Raw genomic sequence first — 23,415 nt, 5'->3', positions numbered from 1 at the left:
TCTCCGGCGCCGTCGCCGGCGCGTGTCGATCGGGGCGGTTCAGGCCGGCAGAAAAACTGGCCGGCCTGACCGGGGTATCCTTGGTTTATTGGCGCGGATCGTCCTCACCCCCGGCCGGGTCAGGGATCGGTTGCAACACGAAAAGGTTCATCTCTGCCTGAGCCCGAGTTCGAAATTCCTCGGGGTATTCATCACCGATCATCCGGTAACACAGCATTACGAACGGCTCGTCGTTCTCATTGGTCCCCTCAGTGATGATTCCTTTGGCGGTTCGACCAACCGACACCGAGGGACCTCCGGTGGATTCCATGTCGAGCCGGTGGGGCTTGGCATCGCGGTCAAGCGTATAGGAACAGGAATATAGCTCATTCTCCTCGGCATCGAGCACCACGATCATTTCCTGCGTGATGCGAACCACATGCGATTCCAAGCGAGGCTGGGGGATGGGCTTCCCGTCGTTTTCTGCCGAGACAATTTTGTAGAACCCGGCATATGTCTCTGACAACGATGGGTCTTGAACCGACTTCGCTGCGAGAGTCTGATCATCTGCCGCCCAGGTTATGGCCGAGCAGAACGTTACCAATCCGGCAGTTCCGAAGCTTGCAAGCATTCGCATAGCTGTTTATCCTTGAATCGGAAGATCTGGGGACAACTGCGAGTCATCATCCCCTGTCGCCATGCTGCTCTTGCAAAGCGGGTGCCGACCACGGGAGGGTTCGGTTACCCCCCGATCCCGTCGCGAGTTCTGAATCTGAGTCGGAAGCCGGACGAAGAAGGTTGATCCGCATCCCTCTCCCGGACTGGTCGCCGTGATTTCTCCGTGGTGCTGATTGATAATTCGATGCGAAATCGACAGGCCAAGCCCCGTTCCCTTACCTGCCTTTCGACGGGTGAAGAACGGCTCGAAGATGTTTTCGAGGACTTCTGGCGACATGCCGCAGCCTTCGTCTCGGAAGGTCAGTTCGGCTCGTCCTCCGCTCACGCGAGCATCGATCCGCAATGTTCCTCCCGCGTCCATGCTATCGAGTGCATTGACCACGAGATTCAAAATGACCTGCTTGATTTCTTGCGGATCAACACATGCAATCACGGCTTCTCTGGGCTGAAAAAGAATTGTCTTGTTCCGATACTTCCCCATGTGGCGCATCATGTCGACGACCCCTTCGATCAGTTCGACGAGATTCGTCCTCTGGCTCTGAATCTCGCCACACCGGGAGAAGTCGAGCAGTTTCTCGGTGATGCGCTTACACCGGAAGGCTTCTTCCTGGATCATTCGCAGGTAGTCTCGAACGACGCGGGAGTCTCCGGTCCCCTCGGGATCGGTCGTTCGGAGGACAGGTTCGAGGCGTCCTTCCAGCGCCTCGGCACAGAAGGCAATTGAGGCAAGGGGGTTGTTGATCTCGTGCGCGACCCCAGCGGCGAGAAATCCGACCCCGGCGAGTCGCTCGGAGCGGACCAGTTGTCGGCTCCTTTCGGAAACCTGCTGTTCGAGTTCGGCGTAGCTTGCACCAAGCCGGGTGGTCATATCATTGAAAGCTTCGGCCAGGGCTTGCATCTCGTCGCCGGTCTGAAGCTCGATCTGATAGTCGAACGACCCCCGAGCCACATGACGAACGCCGCGGTGGAGCAGCCGGATCGGCGTGAAGAGCCAGCGATGGACGAGCTTCGTCAGACCACAAAGCATCGCCAGCACCGCGAGTGCCACAGTCCAGATCATCACGCGGCTCGACTGGTAATGACGCTTCGAGGCTTCGAGCACCAGGAAAAAGTCGCTGTGAAGCTTGTCGGGAAGCGCGATGGCCGAGGAGGTCAGGCGATCGAGTCGGGCCCTCGTCAATGCAAAGGGTTCCCAGGGACCGGCATTGAGCATGTCGGCTTCGGGATGGCGCGTTAAGTAGACCGAAGTGCGGTCGATCAGGTGATCGATGGTCAGGTCAGGCTGAAGTTGACGGAGAACCCCTGTCAGATCGTCATCAATCAAAAAGGCGAGGGTGAATTCGTCTCGACCATCAGAACGATTGCCTCGGAGGCTGTTGCGTTCCAGCTCGGAATAGTATCGAAGTAGGGCCTGCCGAGCGGTTTGAAGGCGGTTGAGCAAGCGATCGAGCAACTCCCGACGCCTCGCATCACTGTCGAGGATGGTCACGTAAGGGCCTGACGTTCGCTCAACCCGATCGTCAATCGGGGGCGTTGCAGCTCTTTGAGCCTCACCATGAGCCAGCCCAACGAGCAAGAGACCCGACCATCTCAACGACCCCGGTGTGGGAAGGTCCTGAGCTCCCACTTCGGAATAGCTCGGGAGCGAGCCATTTTCAGTGAGAAAATGCTCCAGTTCTCGATCGTCAAGATCAAGTTGCATCACCGCCTGAAGCAGGTCCTTCGAAGCCCCCAGCTCTCGGAGCTGATCGGTGAGCGTGAGATTGCTGCGATGAAAGGCACGAAGACCGATGACAGCACCGGCCAGCAGTGTCATCATCATGGCAACAACCAGACTCAGGCCGACGATCAGCTTGAGCCGAATCGGCCAGCGGGGCATGGGGCGACCTCCGTGTCGAACCTTTTTGGATGCTCGGCGACCCGAAGACCGCCGTTGCTCTGGCAATTCCATTGGCCAGGGGCGCGGAACCCTACCACAAACCGCTCCGACTGAGAAGGCGGAGCGTGTCGATTTTTCTCAAGTTCGTCATCGAATCGGCCGACGATCGTCGGATTATCGGAAGGAATCGATCGCCCCGGTCGAGACGGCAACAAGCACCGCCATCGCCAGAACCAGCCCCAGGCCCAGGCGAAGCCGATGCAGACGGGTCTGGAACCGGCGCTCGACTTCGGGCCGCCCTTCCAATTTCCTCAAAAAATCGATCCTGCGAGCGATGCTCCCGTGCCTCCACGAGGCCGCCTTCGGTTCCAGACCGTTGAGTGTCGCCACCAGGCTGAGGGCTTCGATGAATATCCCGATTCCGACCGGGCAAAGTGACTCGGGGACGTTCCCCGAATTCAACGACGTGTCGGCGTTGATGTCGCGATGAGGAGGGCAGTCGGCGAGACCGCACGAGACAACCCGACACCCAAAGACATCCGCCTGACGTTCAAACCATCGTGAGAGGAAACCAAAGACCACGAAGAAGTACACCAGGGCAATGCCCAGGGCGACGGAGGCCTGAAAGAGCAACTCAACCCACCGGCTTCGACCCCAGATCCAGTAGGGCGAGTCGACGGTCAGGACCTGGTCAATCCCGGCACTGAGTAGCGCCATCACTCCCATTGTGCCGAGAAAGAACAGACCGAAGTAGGTCAGGTGGCGGTGAGCGATATGCCCAACCTCATGACCAAACACCGCTTCAATCTGTCGAGGAGCGAGATGTTCAAGCATCGCATCCGTCAGCAACACGTAACGAAACCAGGGTAACGCTCCTGTGACCCCGGCATTGACCAGCGTTCCCCCGGTATCCCAGACGAGGATCTCGGTATAGCGAAAGTCAAACCGTCGCGCAAGCTGTTCCAGCCGATCGCGAATGGGACCGGGCGGAAGCGGTCGAGACGGCCAGCTGAGCCGGACAAAGGCCGGCGAAAGGATCAGAATCAATCCTCCCAGGACCGCATAGAGCCCCAGGTGAACCCACGCTCCGACCTGAATCGCCGATTCGAGCCAACGATCGACTTCCAGAACCAGGGCAAAGAGCACGGCCACGGGCAAGACCAGGCCAAAGGCCTGTCGAGACTTGACGATGAGGTGGCCACCAAGCCGGATCGGTTGTGCAATTCTCGCGCGAGACGCCGTCAAGGATCGTTCCGCGGGAAAAAGGCCCCACCACACCGAGAGGATCATGATCGGAAACGGAAGCAAGACGATGGCTTCCTCAAGCACAATCCAGCCTCGGAGTCCCAAACCATCGGACACGACCCTGGGCCATTGCAGGACATAAATCAACCCGGCAAAGATCAGCAATGCCAGGAATTCCATCACCTGTGCCGATCGCACCAGTTGATGACGCATCCGGAAGGTCTGGCCCACAAAGGTTCCCCTGCGGACCAATCGCCTCCCGATCATCGCCGAGACAAGTGCCAGCATCAGCACAGCGGCGACCATCACTGCCAGGCTGATTGCGAGGCTCGGCACAGACTCGGCTCGCCCTGCCGCAGGGTCCTGGACGACCGGAGACCAGAACGCAACAAAGAGGGCGATCAAGACAAGGAAGGGCATCCTTCGGGACTCTCAACACCGAGGGGACCGAAGGAATAAGTCACGGCCCGATCGCGCTGCCGACATCGTGTCTGCCTGTCAGAAATGATTCAGAACGCGAGTGATAAAGATCGTGCTGGAGCCGCAGACGATCCATCATACGGTTCTCCAGCACGATTTTCGAATCGAACCCGAAGACCTTCCCAGAGATCGGCCTTCGGAATCGGTCTGAAAACGACCTCTTGACCTTAAGCTCTGACGAAACAGCTAGACCGAGGGGAGTTTGGTTTGGGCCAACCAAGACCGCAACGTCCACAAACCGATCAGTGCGGACCGGCACCTTCGAAGACCAGTTGCGTGGTCAACGCCTTGGCCTCGGCTTGATCGGTTTCCAGAGCAATCGTCAACACCACCGAAGTGCGCTTCTCACCTTCTTCCCTGACGATTGAGGAAGCCTTTGCGTCCTCTTCAGCCGGCAACAGAAGGAAGACCGAAGGATGATTGGTCGCAGAGGGTCCGGTGCTGACCGCATTGAGATCGTCCTGAGGAATCGGCTCAAGCTCGATGTCCTCATCCGGCAGCGAGAGCAAGACATAATCACGAAACTTGCTGACACCCAGGTGGTTCCCATCGACCGGCTGCATGCCGTATCGCATGGTATAGACACCGGGCAGGATGATCTGGTCTTTATAATCGCCCGTATCCTCGGCAAACCGAACAGCACCGATCAGTTCACCGACTTGCAGATACGGGAAAATAACCGAACCGGTCGGCCCGGTAATCTCACCCTGGGTCGGCAACGATTTGCGGAGCCAAAGGTCGAGGTACGGTTCTCCCTTCGCATCGAGCACCCGAATGCCCTCTTCGGCGAGTGTCTCGCGAAGTGGAGCAGCCAGGTCTTCAGGAGGTGCCTCGGAAAGGACCTCGGTGGAATAGGAGTCCTGCGCCGAGGCGGACGACCCAAGCAGGGCCGCAACAATCGCCGAGGCGACGATGATCGACATCGTACGCATGGGCATTTGATCCCTTCGATTCAGAATCCGTCAAGTCCGGAATGGGGGGCGGGTGAGGACCATCGGGTTGGTTGGAGGGAGGTTCCGGAAGATCAGAACCTTGATCTCAAGCGGTTCGAGGTCGGAATAACGACCTGGAAGCGAGCCGACCCAGATTGTGGGAGGTTCAATGATCCGAGGGCAGGCAAGCGGATGAGCCAGCCATGCCCTACGGAATCGTAATTCGAAGGGTGAGCGTGAGGATTCGACCTCGCTCAGGGAGCAATCAGTACGCGAACTGACCGACGAAGCTGCTCCGAGCGTTGGGAGCCGCCCAGATGCTGCCAAGGCCGGTGCCTCGGAACGAGTGATCGACGGTATATGCCGGCTGCACTTCGACCCCTTCGGAAAGGGGTTGATAGGCAATCACCTCATTCCCACAAATGCAATCGTTTGCATCGAGCGGGCGGGTCGAAATTTCGGCCAGGCCCTCGGCCGAGAACCGCGCCGGGGGAGCCATCGGCATCAGGTGATGTTTGTGGGCAGGTCCCGCGGCCTCGGTGTGGCAATGCTCATCAATCTCCAGATTGATTGCCGAAGCCTTCACGTCAACAACGTGACCCAGCCGAGTCCCTCCCAGGCGCTGAGCCATCTTGACCAGGGCGACGCGCTGTCGGTCGTCGGCTCGTTCATCGACGATCATGACGGTGAGGGCTTGCTCAGGACGGTCTTCGGAAAAGGTCGTGGTTCCTCGGACGGCGGCGGCGACGCTCAGACCGGAGAGATCGACCCCTTCCCACGAGCCTTCCGTGACCTTCCAGGCCATGACGGCGCGATCGCCGACGATGAAGACCTCGGCATTCGAGAAGCAGGGGCCGGTAAACACATCGGCAGTCCGGGCTTCGAGATAATCGCCGCGCACCTGAACCGCCTCGGACGCGACGACCGCGGAACAAAGGAAAACGCCGCAGAGTGCGGAGAAGATTGTGCGCATCAGGTGAAACTCCTTGGATCGGATCGAGTCGAACGGGGGAGCACATCGAACCGCTCTCCGAGCGATCGATTATGAAGCGCTTCCGGAGGTTGCGTCAAGCAAAGGTCTGAGTTTCAGCAAAGAGCCCTCCGGTCCGAAGTCGGACCGAAGGGCTTGGAAAACGCTCCGGCAGCGAATGGTCTCGCGGCGATCAGTTCTCACCAACGATCACGTTGACCAGGCCAGAAGCGACTGGCGTATCGCTCTGATAGCTGTTGAGGTTGCGGACGACGTCCATCGTGATGAAGGCCAGGAGCATCATCAAAACGGTCGTCACGCCAAGAACGCCCACCCAGATCCCTCCCCAGGGCGGCCCGCCGGCATCAGTCAGAAGGGCGCTTCCTCCCGCCTTCCGACCGGTGGCAGGAGCCGCAGCAGCGGCCGCAGTCGCTCCCGAAGGCTCAAGCTCCTCGTCCCAGCCGACGCCTTCCATCTCCTCGGAGTCGGAGATTTCAGCATCCATCGAGCCGCTCAGGGCATCTTCCGCACCGAGCGCGGGACCGAGGGCGGTGGCGGCACTCTGGTCGACATCCTCCTCGTCGAGCGCGAAGACCTCGGACGCCGAATCGCTTTCATCGAGATCGAAGTCGCTGTTGGCGTCGATCTGAATGGTCGCATCTTCGCCGCTGTCGAGGGCATCGACCTCGAAGTCGGTATCCTCGAAGATGTCCTTCTGCCCCTGATCGCGGATCGGCAACGCGGTTGCCGAGGGATCACCCGCGGCACCGAGGCCGGGCATGGCGGTCGCGCCGGGATCAGCCACCGGACGAGGAGCAGGCTTCGACGCAGCGGGCCGATTCTGAGACTTGTCTTCCTCGAGAGGTGCCAGCTCGATCGATTCGGCATCTCCGGAAAGGCCGCCCATCTGTTGCAGGTTGATGCCCGAATCACTCGGTCGGCCAAGATTGACGCCGGAGGAAGACGGCTCGGCTCCAGTCACGTCCGAATCACTTGGCCGAGGAGCGGCCGACTCGAATTCGTCACTGGCATCGAGGGCGGTCAGCTCGAAATCGCTGCCAGATTCCGGCTGAAGGGCATCGATCACGCTCGAGGGCGTCAGCTCGAAATCGCTATCCTCTTCGTCAGCCAGGCGACCTTCCTCAGCTCGAATCTCTCCGGATGAACCGATTGGGCTGGGGCGAAGGGTCGTCTCATCGCTGGAGCCTCCCTCGGCCGCGGCGCCAAATCCGCCGGAATCATCCTCATCGGAGAAGTCCGCTGCACCGAAGGGCTCGAACGCTTCCTGAGTGTTCTCGTGAACGAGGGTCACGTCGGAATCCCCGGGAGTCAGCGGAGGGACGACATTGATCTCGCCCGACAGCTGGACATCCGAGTCGCTTGCCCCCTTTGGCCCTTCCGGAACCAGGCGCACGTCGGAATCACTCGGTTGCTTGCCGGAGGATTCCATGCCCAGGATATGGGAGCTGGAACCACCTCCCAGAGGCAGCGAGGTATCATCAAGCAGAATATCCGCGTCCGATCCAGATTCCTGAAACGGCAGTGATTCCATCGAGGCCGGCCCAAGATCGGACCGGGCCACGCCGAGCTGGAAGACCGAATCATCGGTCACATCGGACTCGTTGGTTTGATCGGCCGTGTCGGTGGGGAGATCGAGATCGGAGAGCGAGAGTTCCGGGTCGCTGCCCATTCCTCGTCGTCTCGCCAGTTCGTCGATGTCCGAGACACGAAAACGCCAAGAGCCGCTATCGAGGAAGGCCCGCACTTCGCGATGCTGGGCCTTCTGCTTCAACTCCTCAGCATTCATGCCGAGGACATTTGCGGCCTCTTCCAGGGTGTAAAACTGAGCCATTGGGACGTGCTCCTCGCTTCGCATTCGGCCGGTCGGCCGTTTCGAATCGATTCGGTAGTGGTCGGCGGTGCCGAGATCCGAGGGGAGGAGCGTCGCGTCGGCGGTTCCGGCCGCGAGCCCCTGGAATTATTGCCCGGAATTTCCCCGAGGACGAGGGCCGGCGACCATGGCCTCGACCGCCGCAACCTCCGGGGGAAGGTTGTTATACTCCGAAAGCTTCAAATCGGACCCGAACTGTCGAGCGGCCTCCAGCTTGATCGAACCCCCTTTGAAGCCATCAATCTTGTACACGGCCATCGCCTGACTTCGCGGATCAATCAAAAGCAGTCGGGTGGTTCCTGGATCGCCGGGTGCGGAGAGGGTCAGGCTGATCAACCCATTGGCTGTTGACGCCGATCCCGTCTCTGCGTGAACCCCCCGAGCCGCAGAACCCCCCAGCATCCAGGCGATCGCCAAACCCAGGAGCGCCCCAGGAAGGCCATAGCCCAACATCCGCCCGATTCTCCGCTCCGAGGTCGTTCCGATCGGTCCCATTGCTCACCTCCTTGCCTCGATCCCACCCGATCTCCTTGTGACTGTGATCCGAAGCCTCTGCTCACCTTGGCGTAATGGCGATTCAGAGGGTTCAGACCCGGGCATGGCCGAGAGCCGACCGTTCGGTGACGGCGTGTCACAACGACGCTTGCGAGACCAGTCTATCACACCGCGAGACGATCCAGAGGATGCGCCACCAGAAGTGCGGCAGCCAGAACCGGCCAATCGGAGCGACGTGTGTCGGTAATGCTCCAGGTTCCAATTGTAGGGATCTCGTTCGAGACTGCAAGTCCGCCCATCATTCCCTCTTTCGACGACCGGCGCAGACGTCCCGTTCCCCTCGGCTCCAAAAAATTGTTGGAACTTTGCTTGAATCCCCTGTTGTGATTGAGGTACGTTGAACTCGCGTTCTTCCCGAGACCACGCGCGTCTCGCCGCCCGAGCTAATCGCGGCCGATCCGTTTGGCCCGATTCCCCGCCGAACCGCCGGGTGGTCCGCCTCGACGATCGAAAGCAGATTCGGGAGCCATCTATGCTGCGACGATACCACCCGGGACGGATTCTACTGGGGCTTTCGCCTGCAATGGTCGCCGCCCTGACCCTGATTGGCACTCAGGCTGCCTGGGCCGAAGAGGCATCGCCGGCCGATGTGGTCGGCACGCCGGCGAGCCTAACGATCGCGCCGGGCGATGTGTTGCTTTCGGGGAAACGGGCCTCCGCTCAGCTGATCGCGACGGCGACCGACCCCGATGGCTCGATCCGCGACCTGACTCGCCTGGTTCAGTGGACCAGTCTTGACCCTGAGATCGCGATCATCGACGCCCGGGGCCGCGTGACCCCGGTCGGCGACGGTGAGGCCAGGATCGTCGCCTCGGGTGGAAGTGTTGAGGCCCAAACCACGGTCCGCGTCAAGCGGATGCAGGAGCCGAGCCCGGTCAGCTTCCGGCACGATGTGATTCCCGCCCTCAGCCAGGCCAGCTGTAACATGGGCGCGTGCCACGGTACGCCGACCGGTAAGGGAGGCTTTCGTCTGAGCCTTCGGGGCTATCTTCCTGACGAGGATTACCAGACCCTCAGCCGGGAAATTGCCGGCCGCCGCGTCGATCCGTTCGACGCAGACAACAGCATGTTGCTCCGCAAGCCGCTTGGTGAGCTGGCCCACGAGGGTGGCGTCCGTCTTTTCCGCGAAACCAAGAGCTTCGAGTTCCTCCGGGACTGGATCGCCGAAGGCGTGAAGGACGACCCGGAAAGTCCTGCCGCCGTCGCACTCGAAATCGTTCCTGGTAACCGCGTCCTGAACGAGCCCGCTCGGACCCAGCAAATTGTCGCTCGTGTCCGATATGCCGATGGGACTCTCCGGGATGTGACCCCGATCTGCTACTACGACTCCTCGAACACCGATATCGCCGAGGTCGACCCCTCTGGCTTTGTCACCTTCAAGAAGCGAGGCGAAGTGGCGGTCATCGCCCACTATCTCGACCTCGTCGCCACCGTTCGCCTGACCCACCTGATCGAGGTCCCCGGCTTTGCAGAAGTGGACGTCCCTCAGGATAACCTTGTTGACGCCGCCGTCTTCGCCAAGCTCAACCGGATGCGGATCGCTCCCTCGGAAGCCGCGACCGACGAGGAATTCGTCCGCCGCGTCTACCTCGACACGATCGGCGTCATGCCGACCCCCGAGGAAGCCCGCGCCTTCCTCGACGATCCCTCGCCGACCCGCCACGAAACCCTGATCGACGAGCTGCTGGAACGCCCCGAGTTCAACGAGTTCTGGGCCTTGAAGTTCGCCGACATCCTCCGGTCGAACTCTCGCCTCATCAAGTCGAAGGGGGCTTACGCCTTCCATCGCTGGATCCGCTCGCAATTGGAGCAGAACGCACCGATCGATCAGTTTGTGCGCGACCTCTTGACCGCCGACGGCTCGACCTTCGACAACCCGCCGGCCAACTACTACCGGATCAGCCGGACCCCGGACGAAGCGGTCGAGACCACCGCCCAGCTCTTCCTCGGCGTCCGGATCGCCTGTGCCAAGTGCCACAACCATCCGTTCGAGCGCTGGACGCAGGACGACTACTACGGCTTCGCCGCCTTCTTCGCCCGGGTCAAGCAGAAGCCCGGCATGAAGCCCGACGAGGAGATCATCTTCGCGGCTGATGGCGGCGACGTCCGACAGCCCCGCACCAACCAGGTCATGCCTCCCAAGGCGCTGGGCGGCCCGGTCTACGAAGAGGCTCAAACCTCCTCCGACCGTCAGCAGCGGCTGGCCGAGTGGCTCACGAGCGAGGACAACGACTTCTTCGCCCGTAGCATGACCAACCGCATCTGGTACCACCTGATGGGCAAGGGAATCGTCGATCCGGTCGACGACTTCCGCGACTCGAACCCCGCCTCCAACGACGAGTTGCTCGACGGTCTCGCGGCCGAGTTCGCCGCCAGCGGCTTCGACCTGCGTCACCTCGCCCGCACGATCCTCAACAGCCGGACCTACCGCCTCAGTGCTCGGAGCAACGAGCTGAACGCCGACGACGAGGTCTACTTCTCGCACGCTGTCACCAAGCTCCTCTCGGCCGAGGTTCTGCTCGACGCCATCTCCACCGTGGCGAATGTACCGACCTCCTTCAATGGTCTCCCGGCCAATGCTCGGGCGATCTCGATCCCCGACGGTCAGATGGATCACCCGTTCCTCAAAACCTTTGGCCGACCGGCCCGAGAGCTGGCCTGTGAGTGCGAACGAGAAAGCGATTCGAACCTTTCCCAGGCCCTCCAGTTGATCGGCGGCTCCACCGTCCACGACAAGCTTCGTGCCGACGGCGGTCGGATGCATCTGCTCTCTCAGTCAGACAAATCCGCCAAGGAGATCATCGACGAACTCTACGCGGTCGCCCTCTCCCGATCCCCAACCGAGACGGAGCAGGCCGCGGCCATCGCCCACATCGAGGGGGCCGAGGATCGTCGCCAGGCGATCGAGGACCTTGGCTGGGTCCTGATCAACTCCAAGGAGTTCCTGTTCCGACACTGATCGAAGCCCTCCCGATCGCTTGAGGATCGGGTCGCCTCTTTTCCGCTGCCGAATCTCGATCGGGGGCCGCGATGCACACTGGTGTCGCGGCCCCCATTGTTGTTTCGGGACCGTTTCAAGTCGCTTCCGATTCCGGTCGATTCCAGACAACAGGAACGACCGATCCTATCCGAACAATCGGCCGTTCGATCTCCTCCGTTTGTCTTGCCGGGGTCGGGCTGTGGGCTCGACCCGGGCGTCCCCCCATCGAGGAGTCGCGCCGGTCATGAAGCCTCCCATCCTCCGACGGCGACCAGGGAAGGCCCCGTCCGTCGAATCGCTTGAAGCTCGTCAGTTGCTGAGCATGGCGAACCCCATGCCGCCGGGGAAGGCGGCCGAGATCGTCAATCAGTCGTTCCACAATGCTCGACCTGCTCCCCAATCACCGAGCCCGGTCACGACCCGTGTCTCCCTCCTGACCGATCGCCCGAATTACGCTCCTGGCGAGCCAATCGCTCTGACCTTGACGCAAGCCGTTGCCGGCAACACCCCGGTGAATACCGGTCCGTTAGGGAATTACGACGTGATCGTCTCGCAGCGCGGGCGGGAACTCTGGCGACTGAGCGACGATCGAGGTCCGGTCATTGCCTCTCACGTCCTCATCACCATGCAGCCGGGAGAGTCACGTCAGGTCACGACCACCTGGGACGGCCGAGGACGCGACGGGAGGCCCTTGACCGGTCCCGTCGAGATCCGGGCCGTGATCGACCGCGTTGAATCGCCTCCGCGGACCATCCAGATCGGTGTCGCCGCCCCTTCGCAGGCTCGCCCGACGCTCGCAGCTCGGCGGCCTTCTCCCGTCGCATTCAACCGTCCGGCTCCCATCCTGGCGCACCGTCCAACCCCGATTCAGGCCCACCGGCCCAACCGGGAGCACTCGGTAAATGTCGCCCAGGCTCGCCAGCAGTTCCAGCACCAGCAGCAACAGCAACTCCAACGCGCCGCCGAGGCTCGCCAGATCACGTTTTCTCGGCCAGCTCCCCCGACCCTTGCGGGATCGCAGCCCCTTCGACGGTTCTCCTGACCTACGATCGATCGGCGGATGGGCCCGGTCGTGGCTTCCGCGAGTGCTCCCGCTCGGGACGCTCGCCCGCTCGCGGGGCCCGATCGGACCTTGTCCCGGTCATCTTCTCCTTTGATCATGAGGGAGGGGATGACCGAAGCCGATCGAGAGACAACTCATGCCTCCCGAGATGCCCTCCCAGACCTTCCACGCGAACCGGGTGTCCCGAAACCTCGGGTCGGCCATGCTGCTCCTGATGCTCGTTTTGACCTGTGGGTTCCTGACCGATCCGAAGGTGGGATTTGTAGCACAGGCCGCGCGGCCCGATGGCGTCTGGGTGATCACCTTCCTGATCGTCTTCCTCGTCGGATTCAGTCTGATGGGCTTGGGCATGCTCGCCCACTACCGGCGGCATGCCCTCGTCTTCGGTCCCTCGGGGCTCACCGTTCGGGGAGTCTTCCGCACCCGGTATCTCCCCTGGAATGACCTTCGGGAGGCCGTCTGGCGAGCCCAGAAGTATCCAAGCGTGCTCCTTCGGTCCGATCGGGCAACGCTCTCGATCGACCTGAGCCCATATTCCTACTCGTGTGCGGATCGCATCGTCGCGGCCTTTCGACGCAATCTCGACCCGTCGATCCAGCGCGACTGGGACCGCTTTACCCTGCTCGCTGGGTTGGACGACCAGGGACTCCCGCTCCCTCAACCACATGCCGAACCCGACCTGATCCCCGCTCCTGAGGCGGCTGAGAATCAAGCCCGATGGGATCACCTCTTCCCGTACGTCGCGGCGACCGGGGCCTCATTCCAGGTGATCGCCGTTGATGTCCTCCCCCCGTCGTCGTCGTGGATAATCCTGGCCTTCGTGCCGGTCGGCCTCGTTTCCCTCTGGCCCGCTCCGACCTCGTTCCCGCCCTCGGGGACCCTTCAATGGCTGCGGACCATGCCCGAGGAACACCGCCGTAAGGCGATCGACTGCCTTGCGATGCTGGCGAAAATGATCCTCGTCGCAGTGCGATTGATCCTACTCGTGGGCATCCTGGTCGTCGCTACGAGCCTCGGGGCCTTGCTTGCGTTGCATCGCTTCGCCCCTCAATTCGCGGACCCGGAAACGGCGAAACTGATCGGGGTATCAACCCTTTTGCTCCTGATGATCCTGATTCTGGTTCCCCTGGAGCGGCGGAGGAAACGCGCTCGCGAGCAACGACTCGCCGAACACCATCGCATGATGTCTGAAGGTGACTCATCCCCCTCGACCTGACGTATCCTGCGTGGCGATCGGCTCATCCTCCCTGGTAGACTCAACACCATGAGACCACCCTTTCCCGGCATGGACCCCTGGCTCGAACACCCGACCATCTGGCCGGACGTGCACAATCGCCTGATCGCCGCGATCGCCGATGTGCTCGTGCCGATGGTCGACCCCCGATATTTCGTCGGGGTCGAGAGCCGGATGGTCCTGTATCCTTCCCCCGAAGACCCGAGGGGCGCCCGGCCCGACCTGGCCATCACGAGGGGGCAGATCGACGCTCCCATGCCACCGCCCAGAGGGGGAGGGGTTGCGGTCGCGCAGGAGGTCGAGGCGGAAGTAGAGGTCGTCGAGGTCGATTTGCCCGTTCGGGAGGAGGCGATCGAGGAAACCTACCTGGAGATCCGGGACACGAGATCGCATCTACTGGTCACGATCCTCGAAATCCTGTCCCCGAGCAACAAATCAAGCGGCCGGGGGCGGGAAGCATACCTCGCCAGGCGGGAGGAGGTGCTGGAGACGCAGACGAACCTGGTCGAGATCGACCTGCTCCGGGACGGCGAGGTGACCCCCACAACCCCCTCGATCCGCAGCCATTACCGCGTCCTCGTCAGCCGGAGCGTCGGACGACCCCGGGCACGGGTCTTCGCCTGGAATCTCCGGACCCAGCTGCCGGACATTCCTATCCCCCTGCTCCCCGGCGACGCCGAGCCGATCCTCCCCCTCAACGCCACCCTGCACGACCTGATCGACCGTGCCCGGTTCTTCCGCAGGCTCGATTACGAGAAGCCCCCCTTCCCTCTCCTCTCGGGACCGGACATGGCCTGGGTGAAGGCGATCGTTGCCCCTCCTCTGCCCTCCTGATCGCCGATCACGACCGGAGCCGCTGCACCATCGCAATCAGGCGGTCGATGACGTAGCCTTGCAGGCAATCCGACACAATGACACCGCAACGCCGCCATCGCCTCGCCGAGCGATCGGCTCTCGGGAGCCATGCCACCATGTCCATCGCCACCTCGACCGCCTGGAAAACCCTCTCCACGCACGCCGAAACGATCGCCTCGCACCACCTCCGCGACCTCCTCAACGATCCGGCTCGCTGCCGGGCGATGGTTGCCGAGGCCGACGGGATCACCCTCGATTACTCCCGCCAGAACGCCACGACCGAGACGGTCAAACTGCTGCTCGACCTGGCCGGGGAGGCAACGCTCCTCGAGAAGATCCAGGCCATGTTCCGGGGGGACCGGATCAACACGACCGAGGACCGCGCGGTCCTCCACGTTGCCCTGCGGGCGCCGAAGGGGGCCTCGATCACCCTCGACGGCTCGAACGTCGTCGACGAGGTCCATGCTGTCCTGGAGAAGATCCGAGGCTTCAGCGATCGCGTCCGATCGGGTGAGTGGAAGGGGGCGACCGGCAAACCCCTGACCGACGTCGTCTCGATCGGCATCGGCGGCAGTTACCTCGGCCCCGAGTTCGTCCACGAAGCCCTCCGCACCGATCCCGATTGCGCCCGGGCCGCCCAGGGCCGATGCCTCCGATTCCTGGCCAATGTCGACCCGATCGACGTGGCCCGCAACCTGGAAGGCTTGAATCCCGAAACGACCCTCGTGGTGATCGTCTCCAAGACCTTCACGACCGCCGAGACCATGCTCAATGCCAAAACGGTTCGCCAGTGGCTTGTCAGCTCGCTCGGCCCCGAGAGCGTCGCCAGGCACATGGTCGCCGTGAGCACGAACCTCGAAGGCGTGAGGGAGTTCGGCATCGACCCGGAGAACGCCTTCGGCTTCTGGGACTGGGTCGGTGGCCGCTACAGTGTCTGTAGTGCCGTCGGAGTCGTACCGCTGGCGCTCCAGTATGGTATGGAGCAGGTCGAGCCGTTTCTCAAGGGTGCTCACGCGATCGACCGTCATTTCCTGGAATCGCCCTTCGAGAGCAACCTGCCGGTCCTCCTCGGCCTATTCGGGATCTGGAACTCGACGTTCCTGCACCGACCGAATCGGGCCTTGCTCCCCTACTGCCAGGCACTTCTCAAGTTGGCTCCTCATATTCAGCAAGTGGACATGGAATCAAACGGCAAGCGGGTCGGGCTCGATGGTCAGGCATTGCCTTACCCGACCGGCGAGATCGACTTCGGCGAACCAGGCACGAACGGCCAGCACAGCTTCTACCAGCTCTTGCATCAAGGTCGGGTCGTCCCGGCCGACTTCATCGGGTTCACCAGGAGCCAGACCCCCGTCAGCGTCGAGGGAGAAGCGGTTTCGAATCATGACGAGTTGATGGCCAATTTCTTCGCCCAGCCCGACGCCCTGGCCGTCGGAAAGACGGCTGAGGAAGTCGAGGCCGAGGGGGTTCCCGCTGATCTCGTCCCGCATAAGGTCTTTCCCGGCAACCGCCCGTCCAATGTCTTACTTCTCGACGGCTGGTTGACTCCCGAAGCCTGCGGCAAGCTGCTCGCGCTCTACGAGCACCGAACCGCAGTGCAGGGCTTCCTCTGGGGCATCAATTCGTTCGACCAGTGGGGGGTCGAGCTCGGGAAAGTACTGGCCAAGCAAGTGCGCGCGCAACTCGCGGCGACGCGCAAGGAATCCGCCCCGATCGAGGGTTTCAATCCCTCGACGACTGCCCTCCTCCGTAAGTATCTCGGGGTTTGACCCGAGGGAAGGAAACTGATTGATGAGCCTCGACTTGCTCGTCCTGTATGGCTCCGTCCGCTCTGATCGCCAGGGAATCAAGGCCGCACGTTTTGTCGAAGCGCAGTGCCGCGAGCGAGGTCACCGCGTCACCTTGATTGATCCAAAGGAGGTCGATCTCCCCCTCCTCGACCGGATGTACAAGGAATATCCGGCCGGCGAATCGCCCGAACCGCTCGAACGCCTCGCCTCACAGATTAAGGCCGCCGATGCCTTCCTCATCGTGTCTGGCGAATACAACCATTCGATTCCGCCGGCACTCTCAAACCTACTGGATCACTTCCTGGAAGAATGGTTCTGGCGTCCGTCGGCAATCGTCTGCTATTCCGCCGGTGCCTTCGGGGGTGTCCGGGCGGCCATGCAGCTCCGAGCCATGCTCTGCGAGCTGGGTATGCCGAGCATTCCTTCACTCCTTCCCATTCCCAAAGTGCAGGATGCGTTTGCGGACGACGGCACCCCATTCGATGACGCCTGGCCGCGCAGAGCCTCAAAATTCCTGGACGAGCTGGAATGGTATGCCCGAGCCCTGAAAGCTGGTCGGGAGGCCGGCGTGCCCTACTGATCCGCCTTGGTCCGTTTAACGCTTCGAGGAGGCGTCTCTCGATGGATCTGAACAACCGAGACGCGATCCTTCGCGCCCACTTGCTTGAATTGCTCGATTCGGGAGCGGCGCATCTTGACTTTGAGTCGGCGGTCAGCGGACTCGATCCGTCCCTTTGGGGAGTCCGGCCCAAAGGGCTTCCGCACTCCCCCTGGGAGCTCCTGGAACATCTGCGGATTTGCCAGCGAGACATCCTCGACTTCTGCTTGTCGGCCGATTTCGCCCGCCTTCAATGGCCGTACGACTACTGGCCCAACAAGGCGACGGTGCCGGATGACCTCGCCTGGGACCGCTCAGTTGCGTCGTTCCGGACCGACGCTCAGGAGATGCGTAACCTGATCGTTGATCCTCGAACTGACCTGCTCCGCCCCCTAGCTTGGGGAACCGGGCAGTCCATCGCTCGTGAAGCCATGCTTCTGGCCGACCATAACGCCTATCACCTCGGCCATCTCGTTGTGGTCCGTCGACTTCTCGGAGCCTGGAGGGACGCGTAACGAGAGAACGACTCGCCCACCAAGGTCAACGTGCCCACGTCCCTCGATCCGATCGATCGAGGGGCCGATGGCTCAATCTGTTTGGTTGAACTCGATCCGAAAACAAAGTCGGATCGGATGAGATGACAATGCGTCCCCGGCGGGCGTCGGAGGAGATCGCCCGTTATGTCGGGTTCGCGGGTTGGAGAGAGGGCAAACGGTGGGAATCAATCCGGCAAGTGCGGAAAAGGCCCCTCGCACTCGTGTCGCGGGGAGAGGTGGGTGGGAATCAGCGCTCTCGGTAGACGATGCGGCCCTTGGTGATGTCGTACGGGGTGATCTCGACGGTCACCCGGTCGCCGGGGACGATGCGGATAAAGTTCTTTCGCATCTTCCCGGCAATATGAGCGAGCACACGGTGGCCATTTTCCAGCTCGACCATGAACTGCGTATTGGGCAGCGCCTCGACGATGCGCCCTTCGGTCCGTAGCGGTTCCTCTTTGGCCACAAGGCCCTCCAGGGTCAGCCGATCCCGGCAACGGCAGTGCAATAGACCAGAGGTCGTTGGGGAGTCGGACCGCCGGGTCGATCCGATCGATCGGGAGGTCGCCAGGCAGTTGCGCGGCAACCCGTTCCCGAGTCAATCATCATTTTATCCGAAGCCGGCCGGCAAACCAGTCGGATTTTTTCATGATTCGCGTGACGAGTGCTGCTGGCTTCGCTCGATCATCCCGCACTCTCCTCATCATCGCTGTGATCAGGCGGGAAGAAACGGCGGCGTCACGCCCTCAACCTTCAACGGGACCTGGTAGACGGCGTCGACCGCGGTGATGGCCAGGGTCCGCCCATCTCTCCCACACCAGTTCAGGTTTGAGGGACGCTTCGGCGTGGCGAGAATTCCCAGCAAGGTGCCATCGGATCGATAGACCCAGATCCCCTGAGCCACAGCGACATAGAGTCGGCCTTCGCGATCGACCTTTAATCCGTCAGGGCCTCCCTGTTCCTCGGGGTCCATTGTGGCGAAGACTCGGTCGCTTGCCGGATCGATCCTCCCAGAGTCATCCATCTGAAACGTGCGGATGTGGTACTTGGCGGTGTCGCAGACATACAGCGTCCGCTCATCCGGTGAGAAGGCGAGGCCGTTCGGTTTCTCGAAGCCTTCGTGGACAATCGGGAGCAAGGTCCCATCGGTTGTCAGGGAGAAGACAGCCTGATAGGGCAGTTCTTTTTGATCGGGGCTTGGAACACCATACGGAGGATCGGTGAATAGGATCAGGCCGTCGCTGCGGCAAATGATGTCGTTCGGGCTGTTGAGACGATTCCCGTCGAACCGCTCGACGACCGTCTCCACGCCCGATCCGTCGGGATTCATCCGAGACACGCGTCGGCCGTTCTGCTCGCAGAAAAGAATGCGTCCGTCAGGTCCGAAGGTCTGACCGTTGGCGGCACCAGTTCGCTCTCGAAGCACCTGGGCGGGCCCGCCTCCCGAAGGAAGCCGATACGTGCGTTCGGTCTTGATGTCCTGCCAGATCAAGGAATCATCGGGAAGCCAGAGGGGTCCTTCGGTAAAGGCGAATCCCTGGGCAAGCGTTTCAAGGGGACCGTCAATCAGGTCGATCAACCCCGTGTTTCGCAAGACCGAGGCGTTGGACATGAGCAATCGTCTCCATCGTCATCCATTGAGAAGCGAATCGAATCCGCTTCCCTCGTCTTCGGTGTGTGATCGGGGATCAGCAGGATGGTTGTCAAGCGCCGAGCCGCCGGACAGTGCTGGTCGATCCCAACGGTTTGCATCTCCGATGCCGGCGGCCAATGGTTGACCATCGAATCCATTCTGATAGCGTGTACAATCGGTGTGACCGATCCGGGCGCGGAGTGGCGTCCGGTGTGTCAGTGACTGCCCCATCCTGTCAGGGGGTCGCGATTGATGGACTCCGCACCGCAACCCGATCCAAAGGACCTCCATCGGGCCGAGTCGTTCTTCAATTATGGGAATGAAGCCACCGCACGTGGCAACCTCCCATACGCGATGGACATGTATAAGAATGCGCTGAAGATTGCCCCGCTCGAAGTCAAATTCCGTCAGGCGCTTCGGACCGCTATGCGAAAGAAGTTCCAGAACGATCCGTCCAAGGTCGGGATGTTTGCCGGGGCCAAGGTACAACCAATCCGACTCAGGATCAAAGCCTCGAAGGGACGCGGGCACTGGCTCGAAGCCATTGAGCATTGTGAAGAAGCCTTCGCGTACAACCCTTGGGACATCGGGGTCAGCCGCGATCTGGCCGAGGCCGCGGAACAGCTTGGTTCTCCTGCCCTGGCTCGCTGGGCGATGGAGTCTGTCCAGGCCCAGGCCGTCGACGATGTGGGCTTCTGGAAGCACATGGCCCATGTCTACGCCTTCGCCGAAGACTTTCCCAGAGCCATCCTCTGCTGGGAGCGGATCAAGAAACTCTCTCCCGGGGACGAGGAAGCCTCTCGACAGATCAATGCCCTCTCTGCCAGCCAGACAATCCACGGGAGCGGACTGAACAACCAGGTTCAACGCCAGGAGTCACCCTCCGCGAAGACCTTTTCTGAGCAGGATGAGGACACCGAAGCCCTTCGCGGCAGACAGGCCATGAGCCCCGAAGAGCGCATGGAACGCGACATCAAGGAGAACCCCTCCCGGCCCGGCCCCTACCTGGAGCTGGCCTCCCAGTACCGGCTTCAGCAACGACTCGACGAAGCACGTGACGTGCTCGCTCGCGGCCTCAAAGCACTCCCAGACGACGCCTTGCTTCGTGATACCTACGCCGAGATCCAGATCGCTCGGCTCCGCAAGGCGATTGAAGTCATCACAGCTCGCCTTCGCGACCATCCCGACGACACCGAAGCTCAGACGAAGCTCGAAAAATTCCAGGTCAAACTCGCCGATTACGAACTGGCCGAATACCGCCGCCGGGCCGAGGGCCGCCCCGACGACCTGCAACTTCGCTTCGAGTTCGCCCGACGACTCGCCGCGGCCGGACAACATGACGCGGCCATCGCCGAATTCCAGGCCGCTCGGTCCTCTCCGGCGCTCAAGGTCAAAGCCCTCATCGGCGCAGGAGCCTCATTCGAGGCCACCGGCGTTCCCAAACTTGCCGAACGCAGCTACACGGAGGCGTTGAAGGCCGCCGATCCGGAAGATCAAGAGGTTCTGAACGACCTTCACTACCGCCTTGGTCGAGTCGCCGAGCAGATGGGGAACCTTGACGACGCCGAAACCCACTACAACGAGGTCGCTGCGAACAACTTCGGCTATCTCGATGTGGCACAGCGACTCCGGAGCTTGAACCAGCGGATGTCTTCGTGATACAATCAACGCTTTGCCGGTCGGCGTGATGGTTCGCGTGATTGCAACCACCGCTCCCGGACGTTCGAACGATTTCTTCCCCCCGCCTGACGGGACCCGATCGAGCAATGCCCAATACCGAATCCGCCAAGAAGCGTCTCCGCCAGAACGAAAAACGCCGGTTGCGCAATCGGATTGCCAAGAAGATCATCAAGACCTATACGAAGCGGACCCTGACGGCCGCCTCGGAAGGAAATCTTGAGGCTGCTGAGGCCGATTTCCGTTTCACCATCGCCAAGCTCGACCGAGCCGGTGTGCGGCGGGTGCTCCACCCGAATACCGCTGCTCGCCGGAAGAGTCGCTTGACCCGCGAGTACAACGCGCTGAAGAATGCTCCGAAGTCCTGAATCAACCAGGATTTCCGTCGCATTTTCTTGCTTCTCGAACGGCCTGATCCGGCCTCGGATCGGGTCGTTTTGCATTACCCCGGTTGATCGTTCAAAGAGGCTCGTGCAATGGCTTCACTCAGCTCAGAGTTCGATGCCATTTCCGAAGCACTGGCCCACGCCTTTGGAAACCGACCGACGCAACCCTCCGCCTCGCTCGATCCCTTTCGCGACCTCCTACGGCTCGTCTTGCATGTCCAACGCGGGATCCAAGTTGAGCAGGCCATCGAGGCCCTCGATCGTGCCGGCTGGTCGGACAATCCCGAGGCGCTCAGTACCGCCGATCCCCAGGAACTGACCGACCTTCTCCGCGATCCTCGCGGCAAGGTGCCGACGGGAATTGTACCCCTTTTGATCCGGATGGCCTCGTGGGTCAGTGGCCACGGGGGCATGGAGGCGCTCAGCGCGGTTGAGACCGAAACCCTGCGGGACGAACTCCGATCCATTCGGGGAGTCGGTCCGACCACCGCAAGCCAGATCTTGCTTGAAGTCCTTCGCCGACCGACGTTTCCGATCAGCCGATCCGATTACCGAATCCTCATCCGGCACGGCTGGATCGACCCCGGAGCGGAGGAAACCGAGGCGAGGGAGGTCGTCGAACGAGTTGCGCCCGAGGATCCGGACGCGATGACCCGCGTGACCTTCTGGTTCGAGTCGCTTGCCCGATACTGTCGGGCGTCAGCTCCTCGCTGTGATCGCTGCCCGCTTCAACCGTTCCTGCCCGAGGGAGGGCCGCTCGACCCGGACTAGTCATCCAGGTCGAGCGCGCTTGTCGAGAACGGTGGCCGAGAAGGAACGGCTCAATTCCCTGGGGGAGTCGAGCGATTCAGCTGCCCCGGAGGACTCGGCGGGAGTTCGCTGCCGATCGGCGGAATTTGCAGGACGTCTTTGAGGACCGCTCCAGGATCGCTCGCCCCTTCGCCCCCCGCCTGCAACTTGGAGGCCTCGATTAACCGGGCAAACTGCTCAGCTTCGGCGATAAGGGCCTCGGTGCGGTCGCTCACGCGTTCCCGGTCAAGGTCGGGGACCCGGAAGGAAAAATCGCCGGCGCTGAATTCCGGTTCAAGTTCGACGTCGGAGTAGGTCAGCAAAAATCGGCTCGGCGGCTCCTCTTCCGCCACGACGTTCCCGAGCGGCCGACCGGTGGCTGGATCGACCTTCGGGGTGTTCGCCCCTCGGACGATCGCCCGCTTCTTGCCCAGCATCAATACCTGATAGGGCCAGCCGGTCTCCTTGTCGATCTGCAGTTCCACAACACTGGGTATATAGGCGGGAGCGGACGCCATGGGCGCGAGTCCCATCGCGTTCAGATCCTTCCAGTTCCCGCGGAGAATCCAGACCGGTCGTCCGTTCCAATCGCCTTCGAGGCGGCGATCAAAGCGGACCGACTGACGCAACCCATCCAGCAACCAGTGAGGCCCGGAAAGCCCCAAACGTTGCTGGATAAAGTGGTTCCGGTGAATCGCCTCGTACGGTTCCTGATTGATGCGTTCCAGGATGGTGGGCAGAGCGAGCCTGAAGTAGTAGGTCTGATCAAGGATCTGAGACACATCCCAGAGGGTTGTGCCATCACTCACCTGTCGCATGCGTCCCTGAGCCTGAGGAAGGCCTTGAACTTGCAGGTCGAGGCTGAAGGTGTAAGGGCCCGATCGGGCATATTCCCCTTCGATTGTGAACACCTGTCCAAGCATGTCGACCTCTTGGCGAACGGAGGCGCGTACTTGCTCAAGCGCGTGGACTTTGGCAAGGGCCTCATCGAGCGTCAGTTCCGCCTCGGTCGGCGGTTCCGGCGGCAAGGGAGGCGGGGCAAATGTCGGGTCCTGCGCGAGGCTCAGCAGTGGCAAGAGGCCCGCCACGAGCAGGGGAAGTAGTAAACGAATGTTCGACATGGCCGGGTCGTGCCGTTCTTTACTCAAGGGCAGGAAAGGACTGTCCGATCTTATCGCCAGGCGCCGGACGCGGCAAGTCCGGCGGGATCGCCCCGACTCGGTTCGTTTCCAGGGAAGGAGACGGCCGTGCGCGGGACTTTGAGG

At 61.7% G+C, this 23,415-nt stretch carries 21 protein-coding genes; 10 read left to right on the top strand and 11 right to left on the bottom strand.

Annotated features, from left to right (window positions below; translation table 11 throughout):
* Nucleotides 1-85 precede the first annotated feature (85 nt).
* The 7 genes from HG800_RS04955 to HG800_RS04925 form a co-directional block, all read right to left on the bottom strand.
* Nucleotides 86-616, bottom strand: coding sequence for a hypothetical protein (locus HG800_RS04955; protein ID WP_169974316.1), 531 nt, complete (start codon nucleotides 614-616; stop codon nucleotides 86-88).
* 6 nt (nucleotides 617-622) lie between these two features.
* On the bottom strand, nucleotides 623-2,536 hold the full coding sequence (locus tag HG800_RS04950; protein WP_235963258.1) for a HAMP domain-containing sensor histidine kinase: 1,914 nt from the start codon (nucleotides 2,534-2,536) through the stop codon (nucleotides 623-625).
* A gap of 174 nt (nucleotides 2,537-2,710) precedes the next feature.
* On the bottom strand, nucleotides 2,711-4,201 hold the full coding sequence (locus HG800_RS04945) for a M48 family metallopeptidase (RefSeq protein WP_169974314.1): 1,491 nt from the start codon (nucleotides 4,199-4,201) through the stop codon (nucleotides 2,711-2,713).
* A gap of 302 nt (nucleotides 4,202-4,503) precedes the next feature.
* Nucleotides 4,504-5,193, bottom strand: a complete 690-nt coding sequence (locus HG800_RS04940) for a hypothetical protein (RefSeq protein ID WP_169974312.1) — start codon at nucleotides 5,191-5,193, stop codon at nucleotides 4,504-4,506.
* A gap of 265 nt (nucleotides 5,194-5,458) precedes the next feature.
* Nucleotides 5,459-6,166 (bottom strand): DUF1326 domain-containing protein, encoded by a 708-nt coding sequence (locus HG800_RS04935; RefSeq protein ID WP_169974310.1) that lies wholly within the window; start codon nucleotides 6,164-6,166, stop codon nucleotides 5,459-5,461.
* A 190-nt stretch (nucleotides 6,167-6,356) separates the two neighbouring features.
* On the bottom strand, nucleotides 6,357-8,015 hold the full coding sequence (locus HG800_RS04930; RefSeq protein WP_169974308.1) for a helix-turn-helix domain-containing protein: 1,659 nt from the start codon (nucleotides 8,013-8,015) through the stop codon (nucleotides 6,357-6,359).
* A 126-nt stretch (nucleotides 8,016-8,141) separates the two neighbouring features.
* Nucleotides 8,142-8,549 carry a hypothetical protein gene (locus tag HG800_RS04925; protein ID WP_169974306.1) on the bottom strand — a complete coding sequence of 136 codons (408 nt, stop codon included), beginning with the start codon at nucleotides 8,547-8,549 and terminating at the stop codon, nucleotides 8,142-8,144.
* 532 nt (nucleotides 8,550-9,081) lie between these two features.
* Between HG800_RS04925 and HG800_RS04920 the strand changes: the two genes are divergently transcribed.
* From HG800_RS04920 to HG800_RS04905, 4 genes are all read left to right on the top strand, one after another.
* The gene (locus tag HG800_RS04920; RefSeq protein ID WP_235963257.1) at nucleotides 9,082-11,568 is read left to right on the top strand and encodes a DUF1549 domain-containing protein; all 2,487 of its coding nucleotides are present in this window, start codon (nucleotides 9,082-9,084) and stop codon (nucleotides 11,566-11,568) included.
* A gap of 265 nt (nucleotides 11,569-11,833) precedes the next feature.
* Nucleotides 11,834-12,631, top strand: coding sequence for a hypothetical protein (locus HG800_RS04915; protein WP_169974304.1), 798 nt, complete (start codon nucleotides 11,834-11,836; stop codon nucleotides 12,629-12,631).
* 157 nt (nucleotides 12,632-12,788) lie between these two features.
* Nucleotides 12,789-13,868: a PH domain-containing protein gene (locus HG800_RS04910; RefSeq protein WP_169974302.1), complete on the top strand. Its 1,080-nt coding sequence runs from the start codon at nucleotides 12,789-12,791 to the stop codon at nucleotides 13,866-13,868.
* Between the two features lie 48 nt (nucleotides 13,869-13,916).
* Nucleotides 13,917-14,720 carry a DUF4058 family protein gene (locus HG800_RS04905; protein WP_169974300.1) on the top strand — a complete coding sequence of 268 codons (804 nt, stop codon included), beginning with the start codon at nucleotides 13,917-13,919 and terminating at the stop codon, nucleotides 14,718-14,720.
* Nucleotides 14,721-14,727: 7 nt separating this feature from the next.
* Here HG800_RS04905 and HG800_RS04900 read toward each other — a convergent pair whose 3' ends face one another.
* Nucleotides 14,728-14,865 (bottom strand): hypothetical protein, encoded by a 138-nt coding sequence (locus HG800_RS04900; protein ID WP_169974298.1) that lies wholly within the window; start codon nucleotides 14,863-14,865, stop codon nucleotides 14,728-14,730.
* On the opposite strand from HG800_RS04900, the gene pgi reads away from it, so the two are divergent.
* From pgi to HG800_RS04885, 3 genes are read left to right on the top strand one after another with little or no spacing between them, the layout of a single operon-like run.
* Complete coding sequence (gene pgi, locus HG800_RS04895) at nucleotides 14,858-16,510, top strand: glucose-6-phosphate isomerase (protein ID WP_169974296.1); 1,653 nt, start codon at nucleotides 14,858-14,860, stop codon at nucleotides 16,508-16,510. The genes HG800_RS04900 and pgi overlap by 8 nt on opposite strands.
* A 22-nt stretch (nucleotides 16,511-16,532) precedes the next feature.
* On the top strand, nucleotides 16,533-17,111 hold the full coding sequence (locus HG800_RS04890) for an NADPH-dependent FMN reductase (protein WP_169974294.1): 579 nt from the start codon (nucleotides 16,533-16,535) through the stop codon (nucleotides 17,109-17,111).
* 41 nt (nucleotides 17,112-17,152) lie between these two features.
* On the top strand, nucleotides 17,153-17,644 hold the full coding sequence (locus tag HG800_RS04885) for a DinB family protein (RefSeq protein WP_169974292.1): 492 nt from the start codon (nucleotides 17,153-17,155) through the stop codon (nucleotides 17,642-17,644).
* 268 nt (nucleotides 17,645-17,912) lie between these two features.
* On the opposite strand, the gene infA is transcribed toward HG800_RS04885, so the two are convergent.
* Together infA and HG800_RS04875 are read right to left on the bottom strand one after the other, a co-directional pair.
* Nucleotides 17,913-18,131 carry a translation initiation factor IF-1 gene (infA, locus tag HG800_RS04880; RefSeq protein WP_126723684.1) on the bottom strand — a complete coding sequence of 73 codons (219 nt, stop codon included), beginning with the start codon at nucleotides 18,129-18,131 and terminating at the stop codon, nucleotides 17,913-17,915.
* A gap of 249 nt (nucleotides 18,132-18,380) precedes the next feature.
* On the bottom strand, nucleotides 18,381-19,277 hold the full coding sequence (locus HG800_RS04875) for an SMP-30/gluconolactonase/LRE family protein (protein WP_169974290.1): 897 nt from the start codon (nucleotides 19,275-19,277) through the stop codon (nucleotides 18,381-18,383).
* Nucleotides 19,278-19,550: 273 nt separating this feature from the next.
* On the opposite strand from HG800_RS04875, the gene HG800_RS04870 reads away from it, so the two are divergent.
* From HG800_RS04870 to HG800_RS04860, 3 genes are all read left to right on the top strand, one after another.
* Nucleotides 19,551-20,957: a tetratricopeptide repeat protein gene (locus HG800_RS04870; protein ID WP_169974288.1), complete on the top strand. Its 1,407-nt coding sequence runs from the start codon at nucleotides 19,551-19,553 to the stop codon at nucleotides 20,955-20,957.
* A 107-nt stretch (nucleotides 20,958-21,064) separates the two neighbouring features.
* Complete coding sequence (rpsT, locus tag HG800_RS04865; protein WP_169974286.1) at nucleotides 21,065-21,343, top strand: 30S ribosomal protein S20; 279 nt, start codon at nucleotides 21,065-21,067, stop codon at nucleotides 21,341-21,343.
* A gap of 108 nt (nucleotides 21,344-21,451) precedes the next feature.
* Nucleotides 21,452-22,132 (top strand): hypothetical protein, encoded by a 681-nt coding sequence (locus HG800_RS04860; RefSeq protein WP_169974284.1) that lies wholly within the window; start codon nucleotides 21,452-21,454, stop codon nucleotides 22,130-22,132.
* 50 nt (nucleotides 22,133-22,182) lie between these two features.
* Here HG800_RS04860 and HG800_RS04855 read toward each other — a convergent pair whose 3' ends face one another.
* A complete protein-coding gene (locus HG800_RS04855; protein ID WP_169974282.1) occupies nucleotides 22,183-23,271 on the bottom strand; it encodes a hypothetical protein in 1,089 nt (362 codons plus the stop codon).
* Nucleotides 23,272-23,415: the final 144 nt, after the last annotated feature.

It is taken from the genome of Tautonia rosea, from assembly GCF_012958305.1.
GTDB classification, from domain to species: Bacteria; Planctomycetota; Planctomycetia; order Isosphaerales; family Isosphaeraceae; genus Tautonia; species Tautonia rosea.
This window is presented reverse-complemented; position numbering and strand designations above follow the sequence as displayed.

Excerpts from the sequence above, each read along its gene's own strand:
- HG800_RS04935 (WP_169974310.1), bottom strand. The coding sequence starts at position 6,166 with ATGCGCACAATCTTCTCCGCACTCTGCGGCGTTTTCCTTTGTTCCGCG.
- HG800_RS04945 (WP_169974314.1), bottom strand. The coding sequence starts at position 4,201 with ATGCCCTTCCTTGTCTTGATCGCCCTCTTTGTTGCGTTCTGGTCTCCG.
- HG800_RS04905 (WP_169974300.1), top strand. The coding sequence starts at position 13,917 with ATGAGACCACCCTTTCCCGGCATGGACCCCTGGCTCGAACACCCGACC.
- HG800_RS04875 (WP_169974290.1), bottom strand. The coding sequence starts at position 19,277 with ATGTCCAACGCCTCGGTCTTGCGAAACACGGGGTTGATCGACCTGATT.
- pgi (WP_169974296.1), top strand. The coding sequence starts at position 14,858 with ATGTCCATCGCCACCTCGACCGCCTGGAAAACCCTCTCCACGCACGCC.
- rpsT (WP_169974286.1), top strand. The coding sequence starts at position 21,065 with ATGCCCAATACCGAATCCGCCAAGAAGCGTCTCCGCCAGAACGAAAAA.
- HG800_RS04855 (WP_169974282.1), bottom strand. The coding sequence starts at position 23,271 with ATGTCGAACATTCGTTTACTACTTCCCCTGCTCGTGGCGGGCCTCTTG.
- HG800_RS04950 (WP_235963258.1), bottom strand. The coding sequence starts at position 2,536 with ATGCCCCGCTGGCCGATTCGGCTCAAGCTGATCGTCGGCCTGAGTCTG.
- HG800_RS04860 (WP_169974284.1), top strand. The coding sequence starts at position 21,452 with ATGGCTTCACTCAGCTCAGAGTTCGATGCCATTTCCGAAGCACTGGCC.
- HG800_RS04920 (WP_235963257.1), top strand. The coding sequence starts at position 9,082 with ATGCTGCGACGATACCACCCGGGACGGATTCTACTGGGGCTTTCGCCT.
- HG800_RS04910 (WP_169974302.1), top strand. The coding sequence starts at position 12,789 with ATGCCTCCCGAGATGCCCTCCCAGACCTTCCACGCGAACCGGGTGTCC.
- HG800_RS04955 (WP_169974316.1), bottom strand. The coding sequence starts at position 616 with ATGCGAATGCTTGCAAGCTTCGGAACTGCCGGATTGGTAACGTTCTGC.
- HG800_RS04900 (WP_169974298.1), bottom strand. The coding sequence starts at position 14,865 with ATGGACATGGTGGCATGGCTCCCGAGAGCCGATCGCTCGGCGAGGCGA.
- HG800_RS04915 (WP_169974304.1), top strand. The coding sequence starts at position 11,834 with ATGAAGCCTCCCATCCTCCGACGGCGACCAGGGAAGGCCCCGTCCGTC.
- HG800_RS04890 (WP_169974294.1), top strand. The coding sequence starts at position 16,533 with ATGAGCCTCGACTTGCTCGTCCTGTATGGCTCCGTCCGCTCTGATCGC.
- HG800_RS04930 (WP_169974308.1), bottom strand. The coding sequence starts at position 8,015 with ATGGCTCAGTTTTACACCCTGGAAGAGGCCGCAAATGTCCTCGGCATG.
- HG800_RS04925 (WP_169974306.1), bottom strand. The coding sequence starts at position 8,549 with ATGGGACCGATCGGAACGACCTCGGAGCGGAGAATCGGGCGGATGTTG.
- HG800_RS04940 (WP_169974312.1), bottom strand. The coding sequence starts at position 5,193 with ATGCGTACGATGTCGATCATCGTCGCCTCGGCGATTGTTGCGGCCCTG.
- HG800_RS04885 (WP_169974292.1), top strand. The coding sequence starts at position 17,153 with ATGGATCTGAACAACCGAGACGCGATCCTTCGCGCCCACTTGCTTGAA.
- HG800_RS04870 (WP_169974288.1), top strand. The coding sequence starts at position 19,551 with ATGGACTCCGCACCGCAACCCGATCCAAAGGACCTCCATCGGGCCGAG.